This window comes from Pseudomonas wenzhouensis (assembly GCF_021029445.1).
GTDB lineage: Bacteria > Pseudomonadota > Gammaproteobacteria > Pseudomonadales > Pseudomonadaceae > Aquipseudomonas > Aquipseudomonas wenzhouensis.
In genome coordinates, this window is record NZ_CP072610.1 from 1,327,837 (window position 1) to 1,351,230 (window position 23,394).

Sequence of the window (23,394 nt, forward strand, 5' to 3'; positions counted from 1 at the left end):
CCTGCCCAGGGCGCTGGGGGCTGCCTGACCTATCCAAGACCTTAGAGAAGCGAAACACGATCATGATGCGCAGCCACTATTGCGGCCAGTTGAACGAGAGCCTGGATGGCCAGGAAATCACCCTTTGCGGCTGGGTACACCGTCGCCGTGACCATGGCGGGGTGATCTTCCTCGATATCCGTGATCGTGAAGGCCTGGCTCAGGTGGTGTTCGATCCTGATCGTGCCGAGACCTTCGCCAAGGCCGACCGCGTGCGCAGCGAGTACGTGGTCAAGATCACCGGCAAGGTGCGTCTGCGTCCGGCCGGTGCGGTCAACCCGAACATGGCCAGCGGCGCCATCGAGGTGCTGGGCTACGAGCTGGAAGTTTTGAACGAGGCGGAAACCCCACCGTTCCCGCTCAACGAATACAGTGACGTTGGCGAGGAAACCCGTCTGCGCTACCGTTTCATCGATTTGCGCCGTCCGGAAATGGCCGAGAAGCTCAAGCTGCGTTCGCGCATCACCTCGAGCATCCGCCGTTACCTGGATGACAACGGTTTCCTCGATGTCGAGACGCCGATCCTGACCCGCGCCACGCCGGAAGGCGCGCGCGACTACCTGGTGCCGAGCCGCACCCACGCTGGCAGCTTCTTCGCCCTGCCGCAGTCGCCGCAGTTGTTCAAGCAACTGCTGATGGTCGCTGGCTTCGACCGCTACTATCAGATCGCCAAGTGCTTCCGCGACGAAGACCTGCGCGCCGACCGCCAGCCGGAATTTACCCAGATCGACATCGAGACCAGCTTCCTCGATGAAAAAGACATCATGGGCATCACCGAGACCATGGTGCGCAACCTGTTCAAGGAAGTGCTGGACGTCGAGTTCGGCGAGCTGCCACACATGACCCTGGCCGAAGCCATGCGCCGCTTTGGCTCGGACAAGCCGGACCTGCGCATTCCGCTGGAGCTGGTGGATGTGGAAGATCAGCTCAAGGACGTCGAATTCAAGGTCTTCGCCGGCCCGGCCAACGACCCGAAATGCCGCGTTACCGCGCTGCGCGTACCGGGCGGGGCGAGCATGCCGCGCAAGCAGATCGACGATTACACCAAGTTCGTCGGCATCTACGGTGCCAAGGGCCTGGCCTATATCAAGGTCAACGAGCGCGCAGCCGGTGTTGACGGTCTGCAGTCGCCGATCGTCAAGAACATCCCGCTGGATAACATCAACGTCATCCTCGACCGCGTTGGCGCGGTCGATGGCGATATCGTGTTCTTCGGTGCCGACAAGGCCAAGATCGTCAGCGAAGCCCTGGGCGCGCTGCGCATCAAGTTGGGTCATGACCTCAATCTGTTCACCTGCGAGTGGGCGCCGCTGTGGGTCGTCGATTTCCCGATGTTCGAGGAGAACGACGACGGCAGCCTGACCGCCATGCACCACCCGTTCACCGCACCGAGCTGCAGCCCGGAAGAGTTGGAGGCCAATCCGGCTGCCGCGCTGTCGCGTGCCTACGACATGGTGCTCAACGGTACCGAGCTGGGTGGCGGTTCTATCCGTATCCACGACAAGGCCATGCAGCAGACCGTGTTCCGGGTGCTCGGCATCAGCGAGGAAGAGCAGGAAGAGAAGTTCGGCTTCCTCCTCGATGCCCTCAAGTACGGCGCGCCGCCCCATGGTGGTCTGGCCTTCGGCCTGGATCGCCTGGTGATGCTGATGACTGGCGCACAGTCGATCCGCGAAGTGATTGCCTTCCCGAAAACCCAGAGTGCGGCCTGCGTCATGACTCAGGCGCCGGGTATCGTCGACAACAAGTCGCTGCGCGAGCTGCACATTCGCCTGCGCGAGCAACCCAAGGCCGAATAAGCCTGCCAAAGAAGCCTGGAGATTCCAGGCTTCTTCGTTATTGGGTGGAGAGACTCGAACTCTTACGCCCCGGTAATCGTGAAACCTTATAGATGGAGTGAGTTATGGCTGGTCATTCCAAATGGGCCAATATCAAGCACCGCAAGGGACGTCAGGACGCCAAGCGGGGCAAGATCTTCACCAAGCTGATTCGTGAGTTGACGGTCGCCGCCAAGCACGGCGGGCCGATTCCGGCGGATAACCCGCGTCTGCGCCTGGCCGTGGACAAGGCGCTGACCAACAACATGTCGCGTGACGTGATCGACCGCGCCATCGCCCGCGGCGCCGGCAACAACGAAGCCGACAACGTCGTCGAGTTCAGCTACGAGGGCTACGCACCCAGCGGTGTGGCGATCATCGTCGAAGTGATGACCGACAACCGCAACCGTACCGCTGCCGAAGTACGCCATGCCTTCACCAAGTGCGGCGGCAACTTGGGCACCGACGGTTCGGTGGCCTACATGTTCGAGCGCAAGGGCCAGATCAGCTTCGCGCCGGGTGTCGATGAAGATGCCCTGATGGAAGCTGCCCTGGAAGCCGGTGCCGATGATGTGGAGATGGGGGAAGATGGCTCGGCCCTGGTGTCGACCAGCTTCACCGAGTTTCATGCCGTCAACGAGGCGCTGAGTGCGGCCGGATTCAAGGGCGAGGAAGCGGAAATCGCGATGATCCCTTCGATCAATGCGCCGATTGCCGATCTGGAAACCGCGCAGAAGGTCTTCAAGCTGATCGACATGCTCGAAGACTTGGATGACGTGCAGAACGTCTACCACAACGCCGAAGTCGCTGACGAGATCATGGAGCAGCTTGGCTGAAGGGATGCGTGGGATGGGGCGGGCTGCGATCCGTGTGTGCCTGCCATGGGTAAGCAGCCCTGGTGGGCTGAAGCCCACCCTACGCCCACCCTGCGTCCACCTTGCGGCCGCCCGGCGCTCCTTCTGCGGTTTTCTCTGGTTCCTCAGGTGCGTCACGAGTGACGGCGCATGAGCACGCCCGTATACTCGCCAACTGGATAAATAGACAGTTGCCGACATGACCCTCATCCTAGGAATCGATCCCGGTTCGCGCATTACCGGCTATGGCGTGGTTCGCGATACCGGGCGTGGTTGCGAGTACGTGGCCTCGGGCTGCATTCGCACGGGTAATGGGCCGTTGGCCGAGCGCCTGCAGATCGTCTTTCGCGGCGTCAGCGAGGTGATTCGCACCCATGGTCCGGTGACCATGGGCATCGAGCAGGTGTTCATGGCGCGTAATGCTGACTCGGCGCTCAAGTTGGGGCAGGCGCGCGGTGCGGCCATCGTCGCAGCGGTGGAGGCGGGGCTGGAAGTCAGCGAATACACAGCCACCCAGGTCAAGCAGGCGGTAGTCGGCACCGGCGCGGCGGACAAGCAACAGGTGCAGATGATGGTCATGCACCTGCTCAAGCTGGTGCAAAAGCCGCAGATCGACGCCTCCGATGCCCTGGGCATCGCCCTGTGCCATGCCCACCATCGACAGAGTCTCATCCCCCATGGGCTGGCCGGCGCCAAGCGGCGTGGCGGTCGTCTTCGTTTGTAATCGGATCAAAGGAACACAGTGGTGATCGGACGTTTGCGCGGCACCCTGGCGGAGAACCAGCCGCCACATTTGCTTCTGGATGTGAATGGCGTCGGTTATGAGCTGGAAGTGCCGATGACGACCCTTTATCGTCTGCCTGCAGTGGGTGAGCCGCTGACCCTGCACACTCATCTGGTCGTGCGTGAGGATGCGCACCTGCTCTATGGCTTTTTCGAGAAGCGTGAGCGTGAGCTGTTCCGTGAGCTGATTCGTCTCAATGGCGTCGGCCCCAAGCTGGCGCTGGCGTTGATGTCGGGGCTCGAAGTCGATGAACTGGTGCGCTGCGTGCAGGCACAGGACACCGCAGCGCTGGTCAAGGTGCCGGGAGTCGGCAAGAAAACCGCCGAGCGACTGCTGGTCGAGCTCAAGGATCGTTTCAAGGCCTGGGAGTCGATACCGTCCATCGCGCCTCTGGTGGTTGAACCTCAACTGGCTCAGGCAGTCTCAAGCGCGGAGAACGACGCGGTCAGCGCGTTGATCTCTCTTGGCTACAAGCCGCAGGAAGCCAGTCGGGCTGTGGCCGCTGTCAAGGAGGATGGCATGAGCAGTGAAGATTTGATCCGGCGCGCGCTGCGCGGCATGGCGTAGGGTGGGTGACGCCTTTTCATCCACCGGCCTTCTGCTGGGAAACGCTGCATGGTTTGCCGCCCGGCAGGGCAATTCAATGGACTTTTAGTGGAATGCCTCGATGATCGAAGCTGATCGCCTGATTACCGCCGGCCCCCGCGAGCGCGAAGAGCAGCAGGATAGGGCCATTCGTCCGCTGCGTCTGGCTGACTACATCGGCCAGCCCGTGGTGCGCGAGCAGATGGCGCTGTTCATCCAAGCGGCGCGGGGCAGGGCGGAAGCGCTCGACCATACGCTGATCTTCGGCCCGCCGGGCCTGGGCAAGACCACGCTGGCCAATATCATTGCCGAGGAAATGGGCAGCTCGATCAAGAGCACTTCCGGCCCGGTGCTCGAGCGTCCGGGAGATCTGGCTGCGCTGCTGACCAACCTGGAAAGCGGCGATGTATTGTTCATCGACGAAATTCATCGCCTGTCGCCGGTGGTTGAGGAAGTGCTGTATCCGGCCATGGAAGACTTCCAGCTCGACATCATGATCGGCGAAGGCCCGGCGGCGCGGTCGATCAAGCTCGACCTGCCGCCCTTCACCCTGGTCGGTGCCACCACCCGTGCCGGCATGCTGACCAATCCTCTGCGTGACCGTTTCGGTATCGTTCAGCGCCTGGAGTTCTATGGCGTTGATGACCTGGCCACCATCGTCGCGCGCTCGGCCGGGATTCTCGGCTTGCCCATCGAGGCCAAGGGCGCCTTCGAGATTGCCCGTCGCGCGCGCGGCACGCCGCGTATCGCCAATCGCCTGCTGCGCCGGGTGCGCGATTTTGCCGAAGTGCGTGGCACGGGCCACATCACCCCATCGATTGCCGACCAGGCACTGAATCTGCTCGATGTCGACGAACGCGGTTTCGATCACTCCGACCGCCGCTTGCTGCTGGCCATGATCGAGAAGTTCGACGGCGGCCCGGTAGGGCTGGACAGCCTGGCGGCGGCCATCGGCGAGGAACGCCACACCATCGAGGACGTGCTCGAGCCCTATCTGATTCAACAGGGCTACATGATGCGCACCCCGCGCGGGCGTGTGGTCACCCGGCATGCCTATCTGCACTTCGGGCTGAACATTCCCAAGCGCGCTGGCGAGCAGGCCGCTGGCGATCTGTTCAGTGCAGGTGACGAATGACGAAAAAATTCTTACCAGGCCGGATTGGCAAGCCGCAGGCCGAGGACTAGAGTATGCGCGCGCAAAACGGAGTCCAGCCGTTCAGCCACCATTGCCGGGTCTATTACGAAGATACCGACGCGGGCGGCATCGTCTACTACGTCAACTACCTCAAATTCATGGAGCGGGCTCGCACCGAGCGCCTGCGTGAGCTGGGTTATTCCCAGTCGACGCTTGCCGGTGAGGGCCTGTTGTTCGTCGTGCATTCGGCTGAAGCGCGTTATCACGCGCCGGCACGTCTGGATGACCAACTGGTGATCAGCGCCGATGTAATCGAATTGAACCGTGCCAGCCTGCGCTTTCGTCAACAGGTAAGGCGGGCTGCGGATGATGTGCTGCTCTGCGAAGGGCAGTTTCTGGTGGCCTGTGTGCGCGCCGACAACTTGAAACCCCGGGCCATTCCCGAGCCTCTGCGACATGCGTTCGCCGGGACGCAGGCGCCGGGTCCAATTGCAGCAGGAGAGTAAGCGTGGAAGCCAACGTAGACAATATGTCGGTCTGGAGCCTGATCAGTCATGCCAGCCTGGTGGTGCAGCTGGTCATGCTCACCCTGGTGGCGGCGTCCGTCATATCCTGGGTGATGATCTTCCAGCGCAGCACCGCCATTCGTGCTGCCAAGCGTGCGCTGGACAACTTCGAGGACCGTTTCTGGTCCGGCATCGACCTGTCCAAGCTGTATCGCCAGGCCGGCAGCAACCCGGATCCGGACTCCGGCCTGGAGCAGATTTTTCGCGCCGGCTTCAAGGAGTTTTCGCGCCTGCGTCAGCAGCCGGGCGTTGACCCGGATGCCGTGATGGATGGTGTGTCGCGTGCCATGCGCGTTGCCATCTCCCGTGAAGAGGAGAAATTGGAGACCGCTCTGCCGTTCCTGGCAACCGTCGGTTCCACCAGCCCGTATATCGGTCTGTTCGGCACCGTATGGGGCATCATGAATTCCTTCCTGGGCCTGTCCCAGGTGCAGCAAGCCACGCTGGCTACCGTTGCCCCGGGCATTGCCGAGGCGCTGATCGCGACCGCCATCGGCCTGTTCGCGGCGATTCCGGCAGTCATCGCCTACAACCGCTTCTCTGCCCGTGGCGAAATGCTGATCGGTCGTTATTACACCTTCGCTGACGAGTTCCAGGCCATCCTGCACCGCAAAGTGCACACCTCGGAAGAATAAGGCGAGCGAAGAGGACAGGTTTTTACCATGGCGAGAATTCGCAACAGACGCAAGCCGGTCGCCGAGATGAACGTGGTGCCCTACATCGACGTGATGCTGGTGCTGCTGGTCATCTTCATGGTCACCGCGCCGATGCTCAATCAGGGGGTCAAGGTCGACTTGCCCAAAGTCAGCAGCGAGGTGTTGCCGCAGGACAACGACGCCCTGGTGCTGACCATCTCCATCAAGGCCGACAAGACCTATTACTGGAACATGGGCAGCGAGGTCGATGTCGATACCGAGCAGGAACGTGCCGTCAATCTCGAGCAGATGACCCAGGCTGTGTCGGCCATCATCAGTGAGAATCGCCGTCAGGGTAAGCAGGTGCAGGTGTTCGTGCGCGGTGATAAATCGGTTGATTACGGCACGGTCATGGCGGCCATGGGCGGCTTGCAGCAGGCCGATGTCGGCAATGTCGGACTGATAACCGAGGCGCCTTGATGCAGCACGAGCGCACGCAGTCGGAAAGCTACTTCTGGCCTGTAGTCTGGGCAGTGGGCCTGCACGTACTCATCTTTGCCATGCTGTTCGTCAGTGTCGCCTTCACCCCGGAGCTGCCACCGGCGCGCCCGGTGGTTCAGGCTACGCTGTACCAGTTGCAGTCGCAGAGTCAGGCCACTACACAGACCACGCAAAAGGTCGCCGGCGAAGCACAGAAAACCTCCGCACCGCAGTTCGAGGCCGAAAGGCTGGAGCAGAAGAAGGCCGAGGAGCAGAAGGTCGCAGCCGCCAAACGTGCCGAGGAACAAAAACAGGCTGAGCAGGCCAAAGCCGAAGCTGCCAAGGCTGAGGCAGCGAAGAAGGCCGAGGCCGAGAAGGCTGCCGAACAGAAGCGCCAGGCCGATATCGCCAAGAAGCGCGCTGAGGAAGAAGCGAAGAAAAAAGCCGCTGAAGAGGCCAAGAAAAAGGCCGCTGCAGAAGAGGCGAAGAAAAAGGCAGCCGCCGAAGTCGCGAAAAAGAAAGCGGCCGAGGATGCCAAACGCAAGGCTGAAGATGCACGGCGCAAGGCCGCCGAGGATCAGAAGGCTGCAGCGCTGGCTGAGTTGCTCTCGGACAATGTGCAGAACCAGCAGGCGCTGGCCGAAACCCATGGCGATCAGGTGGCCGGCAACCTCGATGATCTGATCATCAAGCTGATCACCGAGAACTGGCAGCGGCCGATGTCGGCCCGTCGTGGCATGAGTGTCGAGCTGGTGATCCAGATGTTGCCCGATGGCACCATCACCAACGCCAGCGTATCGCGCTCCAGTGGCGATGCGCCGTTCGATAGTTCGGCCGTGGCAGCTGTACGTAACGTCGGGCGTATTCCCGAGATGCAACAATTGGATCGCGCTACCTTCGACAGTCGGTACAGGCAGCGTCGCGTCATTTTCAAACCGGAGGATTGAGCGCTGTGAACAACCTGATTCGTATCGCCCTGCTGGGGCTGGTCATGCTGGTCGGTAGCGTCCAGGCGGCCGACCCGCTGGTGATCTCCCAGGGCGCCGACCGCGCCACGCCCATCGCTGTCGTGCCCTTTGGCTGGCAGGGCGGTTCGGTATTGCCCGAAGACATGTCGCAGATCATCGGCAACGACCTGCGCAACTCCGGCTATTTCGAGCCGATCCCTCGGCAGAATATGATCAGTCTGCCGACCCAGGCCAGCGAGGTCATCTACCGCGACTGGAAGGCACTGGGCGCCCAGTACGTGCTGGTCGGCAACATCGTGCCCAATGGTGGTCGGCTGCAGGTGCAGTACGCGCTGTTCAACGTCAACACCGAACAGCAGGTCATGACCGGCAATGTCGGTGGCGGCACCGAGCAGTTGCGCGACATGGCGCACCATATCGCTGATCAGTCGTTCGAGAAGCTCACCGGCGTCAAGGGCGCGTTCTCCACGCGTCTGCTCTACGTTACGGCCGAGCGCATGGGGGCCAACAACACCCGTTATACCCTGCAGCGCTCCGATTACGACGGTGCCCGCGCGGTGACCCTGCTGCAGTCGCGCGAGCCGATCCTGTCGCCTTCGTTCGCGCCGGATGGCCGTCGTATTGCCTATGTTTCGTTCGAGCAGCGTCGTCCGCGAATCTTCGTACAGCACATCGATACCGGTCGCCGCGAGCAGATCACCAACTTCGAAGGCCTCAACGGCGCGCCTGCCTGGTCGCCGGATGGCAATCGCCTGGCCTTCGTGCTGTCCAAGGACGGCAACCCGGAAATCTACGTGATGGACATGGGCAGCCGGCAGATGCGTCGCGTCACCAACCATTACGCCATCGATACCGAACCCTTCTGGGGCAAGGATGGTCAGACCCTGTACTTCACCTCGGATCGTGCGGGGCGTCCGCAGATCTACAAGACCAACATCAATAGCGGGGCCGTGGAGCGAGTGACCTTCGTCGGGAACTACAACGCCAACCCGAAATTGTCGGCTGATGAAAAGACCCTGGTGATGATCCATCGCCAGGAAGGTTTCACCGTGTTCAAGGTGGCTGCCCAGGACCTGGAAACCAACCGTCTGCGCATACTTTCCGACACAAGTTTGGATGAGTCGCCCACTGTTGCGCCCAATGGCACCATGCTAATCTACGCCACCCGCCAGCAGGGCCGGGGAGTCTTGATGTTGGCGTCCACCAATGGACGCGTGAGGCTCCCTCTTCCTACCGCTCAAGGCGAAGTTCGAGAGCCTTCTTGGTCCCCTTACCTGAACTGATGCGGTGCTACACCTTTTGCTTAACACAACTGGGGTTCATTAGGAGTTACATGATGGAAATGCTGAAATTCGGTAAGTTCGCTGCACTGTCCCTGGCTCTCGCCGTTGCCGTAGGTTGCTCCTCCAAAGGCGGCGACGCTGCTGGCGAAGGCGCAGTTGACCCGAACGCTGGCTACGGTGCCAACACTGGCGCTGTCGATGGCAGCCTGAGCGAAGAAGCGGCTCTGCGCGCTATCACCACTTTCTACTTCGAGTACGACAGCTCCGACCTGAAAGCCGAAGCCATGCGCGCTCTGGACGTACACGCCAAGGACCTGAAAGGCAACGGCGCTCGCGTCGTTCTGGAAGGCCACGCTGACGAGCGCGGTACCCGTGAGTACAACATGGCTCTGGGCGAGCGTCGTGCCAAGGCCGTTCAGCGTTACCTGGTTCTGCAGGGCGTCTCCCCGGCTCAGCTGGAAGTCGTTTCCTACGGCGAAGAGCGTCCGGTTGCCACTGGCAACGACGAGCAGTCCTGGGCTCAGAACCGTCGCGTAGAGCTGCGTAAGTAAGCTGCCATGCGTGATTGCCGCCGTATTCTGACCCTTCTGACGCTCGCCTTGCCGCTCGCGGCGATGGCGGAAGTTCCCGTACTGGAAAGCAGCTCCATGCAACAGGGCAGCAGCTATCCACCGGCGGGTTATGGTACGGCCGGCGCCTCTGTCGGAGCGGGTGCGCAAGCGCCCGCCTCTGCACAGGGCATGTTGTTCAACCAGCTCGAGCAGATGCAGCAGGAAATTGCCCAGCTGCGCGGCATGGTCGAAGAGCAGCAGAATGAAATCCAGCGCCTCAAGCAGGAAGGCCTGGAGCGTTATCAGGATCTGGATCAACGCATTTCTTCCGGCGCAGCTGCCGGTGGAGCTCCTGCACAAAATTCAGCCACTGGCGCGATCAACGCCACTGGCACCCCGACGCCACCTGCCGCACAGCAGCAGGCCAGCGCCGAGCCGGGTGACCCGGCCAAGGAAAAACTCTATTACGATGCCGCCTTCGACCTGATCAAGGCCAAGGATTTCGACAAGGCATCGCAGGCGTTCGGCGCCTTCCTCAATCGTTATCCCAATAGCCAGTACGCGGGTAATGCACAGTACTGGCTGGGCGAAGTGAACCTGGCTAAGGGCGACCTGCAGGCTGCCGGTCAGGCCTTTGCCAAGGTCACTCAAGCCTACCCGAGTCATGCCAAGGTGCCGGATTCGTTGTTCAAGCTGGCCGATGTCGAGCGCCGTCTGGGTAACAATGACAAGGCCCGTGGTATTCTGCAGCAGGTGATTGCGCAGTACCCGGGCAGCTCAGCAGCGCAGCTGGCGCAGCGTGATCTGCAGCGACTGTAGGTTCGAGATTCGATGAACAAACCCGCGCCAGTCGCGGGTTTTTCTTATCCGTAGTTTGCCGGCTTCCATTAGAATGCCCCTCGCCTGATGACAGGGTTTCAGCTCGGCTGATGTCCTTGTCACCAGGCATCGTCGAATGGCGGCTGCTGTCGGCATTCCTGTCTTTTCACGCAACGGAGGCGGATGGCCTGTTTCGTCATCACGCCCGTGGCTACCATGCAAGAAACCCTGCGTATTACCGAGATTTTCCACTCGTTGCAGGGGGAGACACGTACCGCCGGCTTGCCGACGGTATTCGTGCGCCTGACCGGCTGCCCCCTGCGCTGTCAGTACTGTGATACCGCCTATGCCTTCAGCGGCGGCGAGATCGTCACCCTGGACAGTATCCTCGAGCAGGTGGCCGCCTATCGGCCGCGCTACGTCTGCGTGACGGGCGGCGAGCCGCTGGCCCAGCCGAACTGCATCCCCTTGCTCACACGTCTGTGCGATGCCGGTTACGAGGTGTCACTGGAAACCAGTGGCGCGCTCGATGTATCGCCAGTCGATCCGCGCGTCAGCAAGGTGCTCGACCTGAAGACCCCGGGCTCTGCTGAGGTGCAGCGTAATCGCTACGAGAATGTCCAGTGGCTGACGCGCAACGATCAGGTCAAGTTCGTCATCTGCTCGCGCGAGGACTACGACTGGTCCGTGTCCAAGCTGATCGAATATGACCTGGCTGCCAAGGCCGGCGAAGTACTGTTTTCGCCCAGCCACAAACAGGTCGATGTGCGGGCGCTGGCTGACTGGATCGTGGCGGACAACCTGCCGGTACGCCTGCAACTGCAGTTGCACAAGATTCTCTGGAACGACGAGCCGGGACACTGAACATGAACGACAAGAAAGCGGTCATCCTCCTTTCCGGTGGCCTGGATTCGGCCACGGTCATCGCCATGGCCAAGGCCGAGGGGTACGCCTGTTACAGCATGAGTTTCGACTATGGCCAGCGCCATCGTGCCGAGTTGCAGGCGGCCGAGCGGGTGGCGCGGCAGCTCGGTGTGGTCGAGCACAAGGTGATCGGCCTGAACCTCAATGGCATCGGTGGTTCCGCGCTCACCGACAGCAGCATCGCTGTGCCTGAATTGCCCACTGACGGGATTCCCGCCACCTACGTGCCGGCGCGTAATACGGTATTCCTGGCGCTTGCCTTGGGCTGGGCCGAGGTGCTCGAGGCGCGCGACATCTTCATTGGCGTCAACGCGGTGGACTATTCGGGCTATCCCGATTGTCGTCCTGAGTTCGTCGAGGCGTTCGAGCGCATGGCCAACCTGGCGACCAGGGCGGGTATCGAGGGGCAGGGTTTCAGCATTCGCGCACCGCTGCAGCAGATTAGCAAGGGTGAGATCATCCAGACGGGCATGCGCCTGGGCGTGGACTATGCGCTGACGGTCTCCTGCTACCAGGCCGATGACGAGGGCCGCGCCTGTGGCAAATGCGACAGCTGCCGCCTGCGTGCCGCCGGTTTCGCTGCTGCCGGCGTACCCGATGTCACGCGCTACTATTGAAAATAATTTCGTGAAGAGTTGATTTCCTGAATTAAATCAGTATCATGCGCCTCGCGTTGGGTCGTTAGCTCAGTTGGTAGAGCAGTTGGCTTTTAACCAATTGGTCGTAGGTTCGAATCCTACACGACCCACCAGATCGCAAAAGCCAGTCGTCAGACTGGCTTTTTTTTGCTCTCGGAAAAGTCCTCTGGCTGATGCTGCATCGCCTGTGGTGATGTGGAGTCAGGGGCTATACTCGTAGCTCGCTAAAGAGCGCCGCAGGTTCGATGACATGACGCAGATTTCCGAACGCCTTCTGGTTCAGGCCCACCTCGATGCCAAACAGCCCAAACCGCTGACAGCCGAGGAAGAGGCTTTCTATCGCCGCGAAATCGCCGCCGAGCTGAAAAAGCAGAACGCGGTGCTGGTGGCACACTATTACTGCGATCCGGTGATTCAGGCATTGGCCGAGGAAACCGGTGGTTGCGTTTCCGACTCCCTGGAAATGGCCCGCTTTGGTAATCAGCACCCGGCGCAGACCGTGGTGGTGGCCGGGGTCAAGTTCATGGGCGAGACGGCGAAGATCCTCAACCCGGAAAAACGCGTGTTGATGCCGACTCTGGAGGCCACCTGTTCGCTCGATCTGGGGTGCCCGGTGGAGGAGTTCTCGGCCTTCTGCGATCAGCACCCGGAGCGCACCGTGGTGGTGTATGCCAACACCTCGGCGGCGGTGAAGGCGCGTGCCGACTGGGTGGTGACCTCCAGTTGCGCGCTGGAGATCGTCGAGAGCCTGATGGACAACGGCGAGACCATCATCTGGGCGCCGGACAAGCACCTGGGCAACTACATCCAGCGCGAGACCGGTGCCGATATGCTGCTGTGGGACGGTGCCTGTATCGTCCATGAGGAGTTCAAATCCAAGCAGTTGCTGGACATGAAGGCGCTGTACCCTGATGCCGCCATTCTGGTGCACCCGGAGTCGCCGCAGAACGTGGTCGAGCTGGCCGATGCCGTGGGTTCCACCAGTCAGCTGATCAAGGCCGCGCAGACTCTGCCCAACTCGACATTCATCGTCGCCACTGATCGCGGCATCTTCTACAAGATGCAGCAGCTGTGCCCGGACAAGACCTTCATCGAGGCGCCGACGGCGGGTAACGGTGCCGCCTGCCGCAGCTGCGCGCACTGTCCGTGGATGGCGATGAATACGCTGGAACGTGTGCTCACCGGTCTGCGTCAGGGCTCCGGCGAGATTCATGTCGATCCGGCACTGATTCCCAAGGCGATCAAGCCGCTCAAGCGCATGCTCGATTTCACCCAGGCGGCGCGCATGAAGGTCGCCGGCAACGCCTGAGCGGAGCAGCGACCAGCTTCAACTCACAAGCTGTAGCGCTTGCTTAGGCAAGCGACTTGCCTTGTTCTTGCACGGTCTGCGCCCTCTCCCGCAAGTGGGAGAGGGGAGGCAAACACGTAGCCCGGATTGCATCCGGGCTACGGCAAGTCGTCAGTTCAGCTTGCCCAGTTCTCCGGCTCGTTGACCACGTCGAGCAGCGCACGCAGGCGGCCATAGTCACGACCGTTGAAGGCAAAGGCCAGGCGCGTCAGGTGGCACAGCTCGGGCTCGTCGTTTTCCAGTTCGCAATGGGGCTGCTGAGTGAAACCACCGCTCTTGCACAGTCCGCTGAATTCCTCGTCGAGTCGCGCGAGTGTCTGCTCGTTGAGCGGGTGCTTGAGACGAATCACGAAGCGATCCTTGAGCCAGCGGCTGGAGTGGAAGTTGCGATAGAAGTGGACGATTTCATCCACCGCTTCTTCGGCGCTGTACACCAGGTGCATCAGGTTCAGATCGCTGGGCAGGATGTAGCCATTGTCTTCAAGCTGACGGCGCATGAAGCCCAGGGCGTCCTTCCAGTAGCTGCCACCCGGCTGATCGAGCAATACCACCGGTACCAGCGGGCTTTTGCCGGTCTGGATCAGGGTCAGCACTTCCAGCGCCTCGTCGAGCGTGCCGAAACCGCCGGGGCAAAGCACCAGACCGTCGGCCTCCTTGACGAAGAACAGCTTGCGCAGGAAGAAGAAATGGAATGACAGCAGGTGGTTGCTGCCGCGTATCGTCGAGTTGGCCGTTTGTTCGAAGGGCAGGGTGATGTTGAACCCTAGGCTGTTGTCCACGCCGGCGCCTTCATGGGCGGCGGCCATGATGCCGCCGCCTGCGCCGGTGATCACCATCAGGTCACGCTGCACCAACCGTGCGCCCAGTTCACGAGCCTGCAGGTACAGCGGATGATCGGCTGGCGTCCGGGCCGAGCCGAAGACGGTGACCTTGCGCCGACGCTTGAGCTGCTCCAGTACACCGAAGGCATTTTCCATCTCGCGCAGGGTCTGCAGCATGATTTTGGCGTCCCAGCGGTTGCGATCCGCCTGGGCCATATGGATCACGGTACTGAGCATTTCCCGGTACAGCTGCAGGTTCGGGCTGTTGCCGGGGGCTGCCAGTGCCACCAGTTCGTCGACCTTGCGGGTCAGGTCGACTTCGCTGGTTTGCACGTGGCGCGACAGATAGTCGTCCGCTTCGTAAGGCATGAAGGCTCTCCTGTTCTGAGCCGGGCGCGAGGCTGATGCGGCTCGCGCCCGTACCGGTTCCGTGATTATGGCGTTTCATGACGCTTGCCACAGCCAGGTTGCCGTTTCGCTGCCTGCTTTTCGTAAGCGCCGGTTACAGGGCGATCTGTTCACCGGGTTCGGGGATGTTGGCGATCCAGTTCAGGCGCTGGCGCAGTGCTTGTTGCAGGGTTTGCATCTTCTCCAGTTCGCCGTGCACCAGGTACAGCTCGGGGTGATGCTCGAACTGGCTGGCCCAGTCGATCAGCTGTGACTGGCCGGCGTGTGCAGAAAAACCGCCCAGCGTATGCACCCTGGCCTTCACGGCAATGCGCTGGTGCAGCACCTTGACCGTTTCTGCGCCGTCGACGATCAGGCGGCCGAGCGTGCCCTTGGCCTGGAAACCGGGGAACACCAGATGGCAGTTCTCGCGCCACAGATTGTGCTTGAAGTGGTGGACGATACGCCCGCCGTTGCACATCCCGGCGCCGGCAATGATGATCGCGCCGCTCTTGATCCGGTTGATCGCCATCGACTCTTCTGCCGTTGGCGTGCAGCGCAGGATCGGTAGCCAGTCCTCTACCCGGGTGACACCCTTGGCGGCCAGTGCGGCGCGGTCTTCGGCGGCGAACTGATCATGGAAGCGGCTGTAGATGGCATTGGCGCGGATGGCCATGGGGCTGTCGAGAAACACCGCCTGCTGCGGCAGGCGGCCTTCCTGATAGAAGCGGCCGAGGTAGTAGATCAGATCCTGGGTGCGGCCGACGGCGAACGAGGGGATCAGCACATTGCCACCTTCCTTGTGCGCCTGCTGCAGAATCTCGGCCAGCTCCTCCAGGGTTTCGTCACTGGGGCGATGATCACGGTCGCCGTAGGTCGACTCCATCAGCAGTACGTCGGCCTTGTTCAGTTGCGTCGGCGCCTGCATCAGTGGCGAGCAGGTGTTGCCCAGGTCGCCGGAGAACACCAGATGACGCTGCAGGTGGTGATCCTGCACCTGCATTTCGACGATGGCCGAGCCGAGAATGTGGCCGGCATTGTGGAAGGTGACCTGCACGCCCTTGGCCACCTCGATCGTTGTGCCATAGGCATGCGCGCGGCGCTGGCTGAGCGCCTGCTCGGCATGGGCGATGGTGTAGAGGGGTTTGACCGCCGGCTTGCCCTGGCGCGCACGCCAGCGGTTTTCCCATTCAGCGTCCTTCTCCTGGAGGAAGGCCGAATCCAGCAGCATCAGTTCGAGCAGTTCGCTGCTGGCCTCGGTGGCGTGGATCGGGCCGCGATAGCCCTCGGCGACCAGGCGTGGCAGCAGCCCGCTGTGATCGAGGTGGGCGTGGGAGATCACCACCGCATCCAGCTCCCGCGGGTCGAAGGGAAAGGCGCTGCGGTTCTGATCCTCCTCCTGGCGGCGCCCCTGGTGCATGCCGCATTCGAGCAGTACCTTGGCGCCGTCGCGACTCTCCACCAGGTAGCAGGAGCCGGTAACTTGTTGGATTGCACCGAGAAAAGTGAGCAGGGCCATGGTTCTGTCCTTGTTGTGATGATGTAGCGAGTCTGCCGGTTTGAAGCGCCGCGTGGTTTGATGCAGGTCACTCGATATATGGCTCCGGGTGCCTAAACTGCAAGTGAATTTTCAGGAGATGACCCATGTTTCAGCTATTGCCCGATGCCGCGACTCTGGCTCAGCACGCCCAGCAATACCCTGACTTCGCCCACTGGAAGGCGGGCCATGGACCTGTTCAGCATAGCCCGCAGACCAGCGCTGCGGTCTTTCGTCTCGCCCATCAGCTGGTGCAAAGCGGTTTGCAGCCCGACCTGCCAAGCGTCTACCGCCTGTTTCGCGCGCTGGATGCGCTGACCGCAGCCGGCCTCTGGCTGGTGGTGCACATGACCTACGCCCGGCGTGTCCGGCTCGATGGTCAGCCGCTGCAGGCCGATGACTTCAAGCCGGTGCCGGAAGGCCATACCGGTGGCGCGCTGAACATGGTGCCGGCCTACGCCGGTTACCTGGCCCTCAACACGCTGACCGGTGAGACGCGTGGCTGGCTGATGGGGCAGGGGCATTGCGTGGCAGCCATCGAGGCGCTGAACCTGCTGACCGGCAACCAGCATCCCGAGCAGGCTAAGCGCTATGCCTGTGATGAAACGGGCATGAGCCGCCTGGTGGCAGACTTCTACAGCTATGCGCAGGCAGCGGACGGCCGCCCTGGCGTGCCGCTGGGCAGCCATGTCAATCCGCATACCGCTGGTGGTATCGCCGAAGGCGGTTACCTGGGCTTTGCCGAATTGCAGTACGCGCATCTGCCATTGCCGGGCGAAAAACTGGTGGCCTTCCTCTCCGACGGTGCTGCCGAGGAGCAGCGCGGCAGTGACTGGATGCCGCGTTGGTGGCGTGCCGAGGATTGTGGTGTGGCGCTGCCGGTGATGATCGCCAACGGCCGGCGTATCGAGCAGCGTACCGAACTCGGTACGTTGGAGGGGCTGGAGGGCTTTCGCCGGCACCTGCGCGGCTGTGGTTTCGATCCGCTGAGCTTCGATGGGTGTGACCCGGCAGCCTTCGTCTGTGCGCTGTGGGAAATGGAGCAGCGTCTGGCGCACCGGGTCGATGAGCGCAATCGCGAACTGATCGACTATCCCCTGCCCATGCCCTACGGTATTGCCGAAACCACCAAGGGCTATGGCTTCTATGGCGCTGGCAGCAATGCCGCGCACAACCTGCCGCTACCGGCCAGCCCGGCGCTCGATGCGCACGCACGCGAACTGTTCAACCAGCATGCGGCGGCGTTGTGGGTGCAGCCGCAGGCATTGGCTGAGGCCTGCAGCCTGTTCGCTGCCGGCAAGGGGCGTGAGCCTGAACGAGACAATCCACTGGCCCGTCGTCAACCCGCGCAGCCGGCACAGCCAGCGCTGCATTTTCACGACGCGGCCTGTTCGCCCATGAGCGCGCTGGATCGCTACTTTGTCGATCTGGTACGGGCCAATCCGCAGTTACGCGCCCGTGTTGGCAACCCGGACGAACTGGCCAGCAACCGCCTGGGTGGCGTGCTGAAGGCGCTCAAGCACCGTGTCAGCCAGCCGGAAAGCGAGCTGGAGTCAGTGCATGGCGCGGTGATCACGGCGCTCAACGAGGAGGCCGTGGTTTCCGCCTGCCTGGCCAACCAGGGCGGACTGAATCTGGTGGCCAGTTATGAGGCGTTCTGCGTGAAGATGCTCGGCGCGGTGCGTCAGAGCCTGATCTTCGCCCGCCAGCAGAAAGAGGCCGGGCGCCCGGCTGGCTGGCTGGGTTGGCCGCTGGTGGCGACTTCGCACACCTGGGAGAACGGCAAGAACCAGCAATCGCACCAGGACACCACCTTCTGTGAGGCGCTGCTGGGCGAGATGCACGATGTCATGCGCGTGCTGCTGCCGGCCGACCACAATTCGCTGCTGGCGCTGCTGCCAGGCATTTATCAGGCGCGCGGCAGGTTGGCTTGCCTGGTGGTGGCCAAGCGCGAGCAGCCCTGCAGCTTCACGGCCGCGCAGGCACAACAACTGGCCCGTGATGGTGCCTTGCTGGTGGCTGCCGAGGGCGAGGGCGAGCCGGTGCTGCTGATCGCCAGCGGCAGTTACCAGTTACACGCGATGCGCCGTGCTGCTGTTCGTCTGAGTCAGCATGCGGTGGCCTGGCGTCTGATTTACTTGCAGGAGCCGGGACGTTTTCGGGCGCCGCGTGATGCCTGGGAAACACCGGCGCTGGCTACGCCTGCAGAGCATGAAGCGTTGTTCCCCGCTGCGTACCGGCGGCGCGTATTGCTCAGCCATATGCGCCCGGAGGTGGCACGGGGGCATTTGTCCACGGTGCTGGGCGAGGGCGCGTTCTGTCGGACGCTGGGTTATCGCAACCGCGGCGGTACCTTCGACGAAGCCGGCATGCTGTTCGCCAACGGCTGTACCTGGGCGCATGTGTTGCAGAGTGTCGCCGAGGTGCTGGGCACAGCGGTCGATGCCTGGCTGACGGCCGAGGAACGGGCCGCGCTGGCCGGCACGGGAGATCCCAACATCCTGCGCTGAATGACCGGGTTGGGGCAATTGCAAGGGAGGGGCAGGTATGCCCAGGCTGATTGTGGAACTCGACACCGACCTCTATCGCATGCTGCAGGAGGCGGCACGGATCAACCAGTTGAGTCTGCAGGAGGAGTGCGTGCGTCGCCTCGAAGGGGGTGGGCGACGCTCACGCTACATGGAGGCCCTGCTCGCCGAGTTGCGCGCCGATGACGCCCAGCGCCGGGCACAGCGAGGCTAAACCTGGCCAGCACTTACAGGCCGCAATCACCCTTGTCGAAGGTTTCGACGGTGACCGGGCGGTTGCTGCGGTATTCGCTGAACTGGTAGCGCAACTGCGCGCCCTGGGCCAGCAGGCTGCGATAGCCCGGATTGCGGCAGACGCTGGCTGCCAGTTGGCTGCGCACGATGTCCGGGTTGCCGCGCATGTTTGCCGCATGCGCCGGGCGTACGCTGAGGTGGTTGATCAGCGTGTGGCCATCCACGGTGTAACCCTGATCGAGAATGTCCTCGTTGATCGCCCGTGGCGTGCCCTCGCTGCTCTGTCGGGCGACCTGCTCCAGGGTGCGAGTCAGCTCCATTTCCTTCAGCGAGGCGGCCTGGGCGGTGGCAAGCATCAGGCTGAGTGCGAGGGCAGGAAGGATGTAACGCAGCATGTGATGTAACTCCTGAAGGCGTGGACAGCCTTGGACAGACCACGGTCGTGAATGTTCGCGGCGGTGGCCATTGGCCTGTGACGGCTGCAGTCTACTGGTTCTGGCCCGCCAGCGGTGCGGGCGAGGTGTTAGAATCGCGCGCCCAATCGCCGTTGCGCCTTTCATGACTGATCCAGCCCCACATGCCGTCGCCCGCCTGCGCGCAGAGCGCCTGGCGCGCAGTATCAAGCCTTTCGTCGCGCGTGGCTCGCGTGCCGAGCGCTGCCCGCACTGTCGGGTGCAGCCGACGCACTGCTTGTGCGCCTGGCGTCCGCAGGTCCGGGCCAATGCCGGCATGTGCCTGGTGATGCACGACATCGAGGCGCTGAAGCCGAGCAATACCGGCTGGCTGATCGCTGACGTGGTACCCGAGACCCATGCCTTCGGTTGGGCACGAACCGCTGTCGAGCCGGCGCTGCTGGAGCTGTTGGCCGATCCGCAGTGGCAGCCCTATCTGGTCTTTCCCGGTGAGTACGTGGCGCCGTCGCGCGTGGTCGAGGAGGTGACATTGGCGCCCGGCAAGCGGCCGCTGTTCGTGCTGCTCGATGCCACCTGGACCGAGGCGCGCAAGATGTTTCGCAAGAGCCCCTATCTGGACGCGCTGCCGGTGTTGAGTCTGACGCCGGCGCAACTATCGCGCTATCGCCTGCGCCGCTCTACCCGTGGTGAGCACCTGTGCACGGCCGAGGTGGCTGCCCTGTGCCTGGAGCTGGCCGGTGATCAGCGTGCCGGCGAGGCACTGGACGACTATCTGGATGCCTTCAGTCAGCATTACCTGGCGGCCAAACGGCGTCTGCCGCTGGATCTCAACGACGCGCTGCATCAGCGTTTGCAGACGTACCGCTGAGTTCACCTGGCAGTGGCTTGGGCCACAGCTGCGCCAGCAGCATGCCGCCGAACATCAGGGCGCAACCCAGATAGCCGCGCAGTGCCAGTATTTCACCCAGCAGCAGGGCGCCGGCGATGGCGGCGAATACGGCCTCAAGCGAGAGGATGATCGCCGCGTGCGAGGCGATGGCATGCTGCTGCGCCACCACCTGCAGGGTGAAGCCCACCGCCACGCCGAACAGGCCGCCGTAGAGAATGGCCGGGCCGGCGGCAATGATGCCGTCCAGTGTCGCGGTCTCGAATAGCAGCGCCAGCAACAGGCTGATCAGCGCGCAGGTGGCGAACTGGATGAAGGCCAGACGCAGCGGGTCGTGACGGCTGGCGAAGAAGCCTACCAGCAACACATGCACGCCCCAGACGAAGGCGCCGGCCAGTTGCAGCCAGTCGCCGGAGGCCACGGTAAAGCCTTCGCCGACGCTGAGCAGGAACATGCCGACCACCGCCAGACTGGCGCCCAGCCAGATGCCGGCGCTGCTGCGCTGGCCGATCAGCAGGCCGAGAAGCGGCACTACGATCACGTACAGGCCGGTGATGAAGCCGGAGTTGGTCACCGTGGTGAACAGCAGGCCGACCTGCTGCAGGTTGATTCCCAGCGACAGGGCCAGCCCCATGATCACCCCGCCGACCAGCAGGTTGCGATTCACTGGGGCGGGGCGATGCTGCTGGCGACGTTGCAGCAGGGCCAGCACGGGCAGCAGCACCACGCAGGCCAGGGCAAAGCGCAGGCCGGTATAAAGGAAGGGGCCGATGTTATCCATGCCCAGGCGCTGGGCGACGAAGGCACTGCCCCAGATCATCGCGGTGATCAGCATCAACAGGTCAGCGCGCAGGGCTTGGCTTCGCATTCGGGGATCTCGGCAGCAAAGCTGCGCATCCTGCCGCAAAGCATTGCGCTTGACCACCCCGTCACAGCTCGGCATGCTGAGCGCCGCCGTCGGTTCGAGTGGGTGAGTCTGTGCTGCTGGATGTGCAGCCTTGAACGGATCTTCAGGCGAAAAGCACAGCCATACTCACCTCCGTGCCATTCATAACAACAACAGGATCTGCCCATGGCCGCCTACGAAATCCTGATTGCCGACGATCACCCACTGTTTCGCAGCGCGCTGCAGCAAGCACTGACCCTGGGGCTGGGGCCGCAGGTGCATCTGGTCGAGGCTGCCAGCATTGCCGAACTCGAGGGCCATCTGGCCGCCAAGAGTGACTGGGATCTGGTTCTGCTCGATCTCAATATGCCGGGTGCCTATGGTTTTTCCGGGCTGGTGCTGTTGCGCGGGCAGTACCCGCAGATCCCCGTGGTGATGATCTCCGCCCAGGAAGAGGCCTCGGTGGTCAACCGCTCCCGCGAGTTCGGCGCCAGCGGTTTCATTCCCAAATCCAGCCCGTTGGAAACCCTGCAGCAGGCCGTGCGCCATGTGCTCGATGGTGATACCTGGTGGCCCGCACTGGCTGAAGAAGGTGCGCCGGTTTCCGATGAGGCCAAGGCCGCGAGTGCCGGCCTGGCGAGCCTCACGCCACAGCAGTTCCGGGTGCTGACCATGGTCTGCGAAGGGTTGCTGAACAAGCAGATCGCCTACGAGCTGAGCGTATCCGAAGCCACCGTCAAGGCGCATGTGACGGCGATCTTCCGCAAGCTGGGCGTGCGCACCCGCACTCAGGCGGCGTTGCTGTTGCAGCAGATGGAATCGATCCCCGCATAGCCAGGCGCGACCTGCTGCGCCAGGGTCTACGCAAGCGCAGCCGCATGATCGGGCTCAGCTTGTCCTCTCCTGTATAGGCTCTCCGACGGCGGATGCAGTAAGCTGCGCGCCTCTTTCGCAGGGGTAGGGCGCATGTCCGAATTCAAGGGCCAGACGGGCCTGAAACGCATCCTCAATGCAGCGGGCTATTCGCTCGATGGCTTGCGCGCCGCATTCCTTGGCGAGGCGGCGTTTCGTCAGCTGGTGCTGCTCAATCTGCTGCTGATCCCCTCGGCTTTTGTGTTCGAGGTCAGTCGCGCCGAGCGGGCCTTGATGGTCGCGGTTTGTCTGCTGGCGCTGATCGTCGAACTGCTCAACTCGGCCATCGAGGCCGCCGTCGACCGCATTTCCCTCGAGCGCCATCCGCTGTCGAAAAATGCCAAGGACATGGGCAGCGCTGCGCAATTGCTGGCACTGGGCATGATCGCCTCGGTCTGGGCGATCATTCTGCTGGGGTGAGGCTCAGACGATTGGCGGCAGGACGATCTGGTCGCTACGGCTGACGCCTGCGGTCAGCGCGCGACATTGCTCGAGAAACTCGCGCATCGCTGCCGTGCGGTACTTCTGCTTGTGCCAGATGAAGTAGAACTGCCGGCGCAGATCCAGTTGCGGGGTTTCCACCGGCATCAGGCTGCCCCGGCGGAAGGCGTCGCGCAGCGCCAGACGCGAGATGCAGCCGATGCCCAGGCCGGATTCCACCGCACGCTTGATCGCCTCGGTGTGTTCCAGCTCCAGACGGATGTTGAGGTTGCGCGGGTGATGGCGCATGGCCTGGTCGAAGGTCAGCCGCGTGCCCGAGCCCTGTTCACGCAGAATCCAGGCTTCGTGCGTCAACTCCTCCAGACTGGCACTGCCGCGCTTGGCCAGCGGATGCTGTGGCGCACAGAACACCACCAGTTCGTCCTCGACCCAGGGCTGCACCTCGATATCCGGGTGCTGGCAGTCGCCTTCGATCAAGCCCAGGTCCAGCTCATAATGGGCGATCTGTTGCACCACATGGGCGGTGTTGTGCACCTGCAGCTTCACCCGGCATTCGGGATGGCGCTGCATGAAGCTCCCGATCAGCAGGGTGGCCAGGTAGTTGCCCACGGTCAGGGTGGCGCCAACGTTCAGTGAGCCATAGCCGCTCTTGCCGCCGAGCAGGCGCTCGATCTCGCGGGCCTGATCGATCAGCGCCACGGCCTCGGGCAGCAACTGCCGGCCCAGGGCGTTGAGCGCCAGGCGTTTGCCCGCGCGATCGAACAGCTGGCAATCGGATTGCCGTTCCAGTTCGGTCAGCGAGGTGCTGGTCGCCGACTGCGACAATGCGAGCGATTGCGCGGCGCGGGAAACGCTCTCATGCTGCGCCACGGCGACGAATACCTGAAGTTGTCTGAGGGTAAATCGCATATCGATATAACCGA

25 protein-coding genes and 1 tRNA gene are annotated in these 23,394 nt (G+C 62.6%); 21 read left to right on the forward strand and 5 right to left on the reverse strand.

Features of this window, described 5'->3' with window-relative positions; genetic code table 11:
- The first annotated feature begins 62 nt into the window (after window positions 1-62).
- The 16 genes from aspS (at window position 63) to nadA (ending at window position 13,387) form a co-directional block, all read left to right on the forward strand.
- Window positions 63-1,838 carry an aspartate--tRNA ligase gene (aspS, locus tag J7655_RS06040; protein ID WP_230926989.1) on the forward strand — a complete coding sequence of 592 codons (1,776 nt, stop codon included), beginning with the start codon at window positions 63-65 and terminating at the stop codon, window positions 1,836-1,838.
- Window positions 1,839-1,942: 104 nt separating this feature from the next.
- Window positions 1,943-2,692, forward strand: coding sequence for a YebC/PmpR family DNA-binding transcriptional regulator (locus J7655_RS06045; protein WP_230926990.1), 750 nt, complete (start codon window positions 1,943-1,945; stop codon window positions 2,690-2,692).
- Window positions 2,693-2,909: 217 nt separating this feature from the next.
- Entirely contained in the window at window positions 2,910-3,434 is a 525-nt protein-coding gene (ruvC, locus tag J7655_RS06050; protein ID WP_017361755.1) for a crossover junction endodeoxyribonuclease RuvC, read from the forward strand.
- Between the two features lie 21 nt (window positions 3,435-3,455).
- Complete coding sequence (gene ruvA, locus J7655_RS06055) at window positions 3,456-4,061, forward strand: Holliday junction branch migration protein RuvA (RefSeq protein ID WP_230926991.1); 606 nt, start codon at window positions 3,456-3,458, stop codon at window positions 4,059-4,061.
- Window positions 4,062-4,161: 100 nt separating this feature from the next.
- On the forward strand, window positions 4,162-5,214 hold the full coding sequence (ruvB, locus tag J7655_RS06060; RefSeq protein ID WP_230926992.1) for a Holliday junction branch migration DNA helicase RuvB: 1,053 nt from the start codon (window positions 4,162-4,164) through the stop codon (window positions 5,212-5,214).
- A 53-nt stretch (window positions 5,215-5,267) separates the two neighbouring features.
- The gene (gene ybgC / locus J7655_RS06065) at window positions 5,268-5,720 is read left to right on the forward strand and encodes a tol-pal system-associated acyl-CoA thioesterase (RefSeq protein ID WP_230926993.1); all 453 of its coding nucleotides are present in this window, start codon (window positions 5,268-5,270) and stop codon (window positions 5,718-5,720) included.
- A gap of 2 nt (window positions 5,721-5,722) precedes the next feature.
- Window positions 5,723-6,415: a protein TolQ gene (gene tolQ / locus J7655_RS06070; protein WP_004423476.1), complete on the forward strand. Its 693-nt coding sequence runs from the start codon at window positions 5,723-5,725 to the stop codon at window positions 6,413-6,415.
- A 27-nt stretch (window positions 6,416-6,442) separates the two neighbouring features.
- Entirely contained in the window at window positions 6,443-6,895 is a 453-nt protein-coding gene (tolR, locus tag J7655_RS06075; RefSeq protein ID WP_074860291.1) for a protein TolR, read from the forward strand.
- Window positions 6,895-7,842 (forward strand): cell envelope integrity protein TolA, encoded by a 948-nt coding sequence (tolA, locus tag J7655_RS06080; RefSeq protein ID WP_230926994.1) that lies wholly within the window; start codon window positions 6,895-6,897, stop codon window positions 7,840-7,842. Before tolR ends, tolA begins: the two co-directional genes overlap by 1 nt.
- A gap of 5 nt (window positions 7,843-7,847) precedes the next feature.
- Window positions 7,848-9,146: a Tol-Pal system beta propeller repeat protein TolB gene (gene tolB / locus J7655_RS06085; protein WP_230926995.1), complete on the forward strand. Its 1,299-nt coding sequence runs from the start codon at window positions 7,848-7,850 to the stop codon at window positions 9,144-9,146.
- Window positions 9,147-9,199: 53 nt separating this feature from the next.
- A complete protein-coding gene (gene pal, locus J7655_RS06090) occupies window positions 9,200-9,697 on the forward strand; it encodes a peptidoglycan-associated lipoprotein Pal (protein ID WP_230926996.1) in 498 nt (165 codons plus the stop codon).
- 6 nt (window positions 9,698-9,703) lie between these two features.
- A complete protein-coding gene (ybgF, locus tag J7655_RS06095; RefSeq protein ID WP_230926997.1) occupies window positions 9,704-10,516 on the forward strand; it encodes a tol-pal system protein YbgF in 813 nt (270 codons plus the stop codon).
- Between the two features lie 216 nt (window positions 10,517-10,732).
- Window positions 10,733-11,380, forward strand: a complete 648-nt coding sequence (queE, locus tag J7655_RS06100) for a 7-carboxy-7-deazaguanine synthase QueE (protein WP_230926998.1) — start codon at window positions 10,733-10,735, stop codon at window positions 11,378-11,380.
- Window positions 11,381-11,382: 2 nt separating this feature from the next.
- Complete coding sequence (gene queC / locus J7655_RS06105) at window positions 11,383-12,057, forward strand: 7-cyano-7-deazaguanine synthase QueC (protein ID WP_230926999.1); 675 nt, start codon at window positions 11,383-11,385, stop codon at window positions 12,055-12,057.
- 58 nt (window positions 12,058-12,115) lie between these two features.
- Window positions 12,116-12,191: transfer RNA gene (locus J7655_RS06110), tRNA-Lys, on the forward strand.
- Between the two features lie 137 nt (window positions 12,192-12,328).
- Complete coding sequence (nadA, locus tag J7655_RS06115) at window positions 12,329-13,387, forward strand: quinolinate synthase NadA (RefSeq protein WP_230927000.1); 1,059 nt, start codon at window positions 12,329-12,331, stop codon at window positions 13,385-13,387.
- Window positions 13,388-13,542: 155 nt separating this feature from the next.
- Here nadA and J7655_RS06120 read toward each other — a convergent pair whose 3' ends face one another.
- Together J7655_RS06120 and J7655_RS06125 are read right to left on the reverse strand one after the other, a co-directional pair.
- On the reverse strand, window positions 13,543-14,616 hold the full coding sequence (locus J7655_RS06120; RefSeq protein WP_230927001.1) for an LOG family protein: 1,074 nt from the start codon (window positions 14,614-14,616) through the stop codon (window positions 13,543-13,545).
- A 133-nt stretch (window positions 14,617-14,749) separates the two neighbouring features.
- Window positions 14,750-16,153 carry an MBL fold metallo-hydrolase RNA specificity domain-containing protein gene (locus J7655_RS06125; protein WP_230927002.1) on the reverse strand — a complete coding sequence of 468 codons (1,404 nt, stop codon included), beginning with the start codon at window positions 16,151-16,153 and terminating at the stop codon, window positions 14,750-14,752.
- 125 nt (window positions 16,154-16,278) lie between these two features.
- Here J7655_RS06125 and J7655_RS06130 point away from each other — a divergent pair, with 125 nt between their 5' ends.
- Window positions 16,279-18,681 carry a phosphoketolase family protein gene (locus J7655_RS06130; protein WP_230927003.1) on the forward strand — a complete coding sequence of 801 codons (2,403 nt, stop codon included), beginning with the start codon at window positions 16,279-16,281 and terminating at the stop codon, window positions 18,679-18,681.
- A 37-nt stretch (window positions 18,682-18,718) separates the two neighbouring features.
- Window positions 18,719-18,913: a hypothetical protein gene (locus J7655_RS06135; protein ID WP_230927004.1), complete on the forward strand. Its 195-nt coding sequence runs from the start codon at window positions 18,719-18,721 to the stop codon at window positions 18,911-18,913.
- A gap of 13 nt (window positions 18,914-18,926) precedes the next feature.
- On the opposite strand, the gene J7655_RS06140 is transcribed toward J7655_RS06135, so the two are convergent.
- Window positions 18,927-19,328, reverse strand: coding sequence for a quorum-sensing-regulated virulence factor family protein (locus tag J7655_RS06140; RefSeq protein ID WP_116619546.1), 402 nt, complete (start codon window positions 19,326-19,328; stop codon window positions 18,927-18,929).
- Window positions 19,329-19,491: 163 nt separating this feature from the next.
- Here J7655_RS06140 and J7655_RS06145 point away from each other — a divergent pair, with 163 nt between their 5' ends.
- On the forward strand, window positions 19,492-20,214 hold the full coding sequence (locus J7655_RS06145; RefSeq protein WP_230927005.1) for a tRNA-uridine aminocarboxypropyltransferase: 723 nt from the start codon (window positions 19,492-19,494) through the stop codon (window positions 20,212-20,214).
- On the opposite strand, the gene J7655_RS06150 is transcribed toward J7655_RS06145, so the two are convergent.
- Entirely contained in the window at window positions 20,174-21,100 is a 927-nt protein-coding gene (locus J7655_RS06150; RefSeq protein WP_230927006.1) for a DMT family transporter, read from the reverse strand. The two genes, J7655_RS06145 and J7655_RS06150, sit on opposite strands and share 41 nt — an antisense overlap.
- A gap of 204 nt (window positions 21,101-21,304) precedes the next feature.
- On the opposite strand from J7655_RS06150, the gene erdR reads away from it, so the two are divergent.
- Window positions 21,305-21,952 (forward strand): response regulator transcription factor ErdR, encoded by a 648-nt coding sequence (gene erdR / locus J7655_RS06155; protein WP_230927007.1) that lies wholly within the window; start codon window positions 21,305-21,307, stop codon window positions 21,950-21,952.
- A 132-nt stretch (window positions 21,953-22,084) separates the two neighbouring features.
- Window positions 22,085-22,450: a diacylglycerol kinase gene (locus tag J7655_RS06160; RefSeq protein ID WP_230927008.1), complete on the forward strand. Its 366-nt coding sequence runs from the start codon at window positions 22,085-22,087 to the stop codon at window positions 22,448-22,450.
- Window positions 22,451-22,453: 3 nt separating this feature from the next.
- On the opposite strand, the gene J7655_RS06165 is transcribed toward J7655_RS06160, so the two are convergent.
- Entirely contained in the window at window positions 22,454-23,380 is a 927-nt protein-coding gene (locus J7655_RS06165) for a LysR family transcriptional regulator (RefSeq protein WP_230927009.1), read from the reverse strand.
- Window positions 23,381-23,394 lie beyond the last annotated feature (14 nt).

Coding starts and splice junctions, on each gene's coding strand:
- tolA (WP_230926994.1), top strand. CDS start 6,895: ATGCAGCACGAGCGCACGCAGTCGGAAAGCTACTTCTGGCCTGTAGTC.
- nadA (WP_230927000.1), top strand. CDS start 12,329: ATGACGCAGATTTCCGAACGCCTTCTGGTTCAGGCCCACCTCGATGCC.
- erdR (WP_230927007.1), top strand. CDS start 21,305: ATGGCCGCCTACGAAATCCTGATTGCCGACGATCACCCACTGTTTCGC.
- J7655_RS06150 (WP_230927006.1), bottom strand. CDS start 21,100: ATGCGAAGCCAAGCCCTGCGCGCTGACCTGTTGATGCTGATCACCGCG.
- J7655_RS06160 (WP_230927008.1), top strand. CDS start 22,085: ATGTCCGAATTCAAGGGCCAGACGGGCCTGAAACGCATCCTCAATGCA.
- J7655_RS06045 (WP_230926990.1), top strand. CDS start 1,943: ATGGCTGGTCATTCCAAATGGGCCAATATCAAGCACCGCAAGGGACGT.
- ruvB (WP_230926992.1), top strand. CDS start 4,162: ATGATCGAAGCTGATCGCCTGATTACCGCCGGCCCCCGCGAGCGCGAA.
- tolR (WP_074860291.1), top strand. CDS start 6,443: ATGGCGAGAATTCGCAACAGACGCAAGCCGGTCGCCGAGATGAACGTG.
- J7655_RS06145 (WP_230927005.1), top strand. CDS start 19,492: ATGACTGATCCAGCCCCACATGCCGTCGCCCGCCTGCGCGCAGAGCGC.
- J7655_RS06140 (WP_116619546.1), bottom strand. CDS start 19,328: ATGCTGCGTTACATCCTTCCTGCCCTCGCACTCAGCCTGATGCTTGCC.
- ybgF (WP_230926997.1), top strand. CDS start 9,704: ATGCGTGATTGCCGCCGTATTCTGACCCTTCTGACGCTCGCCTTGCCG.
- ruvC (WP_017361755.1), top strand. CDS start 2,910: ATGACCCTCATCCTAGGAATCGATCCCGGTTCGCGCATTACCGGCTAT.
- queE (WP_230926998.1), top strand. CDS start 10,733: ATGCAAGAAACCCTGCGTATTACCGAGATTTTCCACTCGTTGCAGGGG.
- J7655_RS06130 (WP_230927003.1), top strand. CDS start 16,279: ATGTTTCAGCTATTGCCCGATGCCGCGACTCTGGCTCAGCACGCCCAG.
- J7655_RS06135 (WP_230927004.1), top strand. CDS start 18,719: ATGCCCAGGCTGATTGTGGAACTCGACACCGACCTCTATCGCATGCTG.
- J7655_RS06120 (WP_230927001.1), bottom strand. CDS start 14,616: ATGCCTTACGAAGCGGACGACTATCTGTCGCGCCACGTGCAAACCAGC.
- J7655_RS06125 (WP_230927002.1), bottom strand. CDS start 16,153: ATGGCCCTGCTCACTTTTCTCGGTGCAATCCAACAAGTTACCGGCTCC.
- pal (WP_230926996.1), top strand. CDS start 9,200: ATGGAAATGCTGAAATTCGGTAAGTTCGCTGCACTGTCCCTGGCTCTC.
- queC (WP_230926999.1), top strand. CDS start 11,383: ATGAACGACAAGAAAGCGGTCATCCTCCTTTCCGGTGGCCTGGATTCG.
- J7655_RS06165 (WP_230927009.1), bottom strand. CDS start 23,380: ATGCGATTTACCCTCAGACAACTTCAGGTATTCGTCGCCGTGGCGCAG.
- aspS (WP_230926989.1), top strand. CDS start 63: ATGATGCGCAGCCACTATTGCGGCCAGTTGAACGAGAGCCTGGATGGC.
- ybgC (WP_230926993.1), top strand. CDS start 5,268: ATGCGCGCGCAAAACGGAGTCCAGCCGTTCAGCCACCATTGCCGGGTC.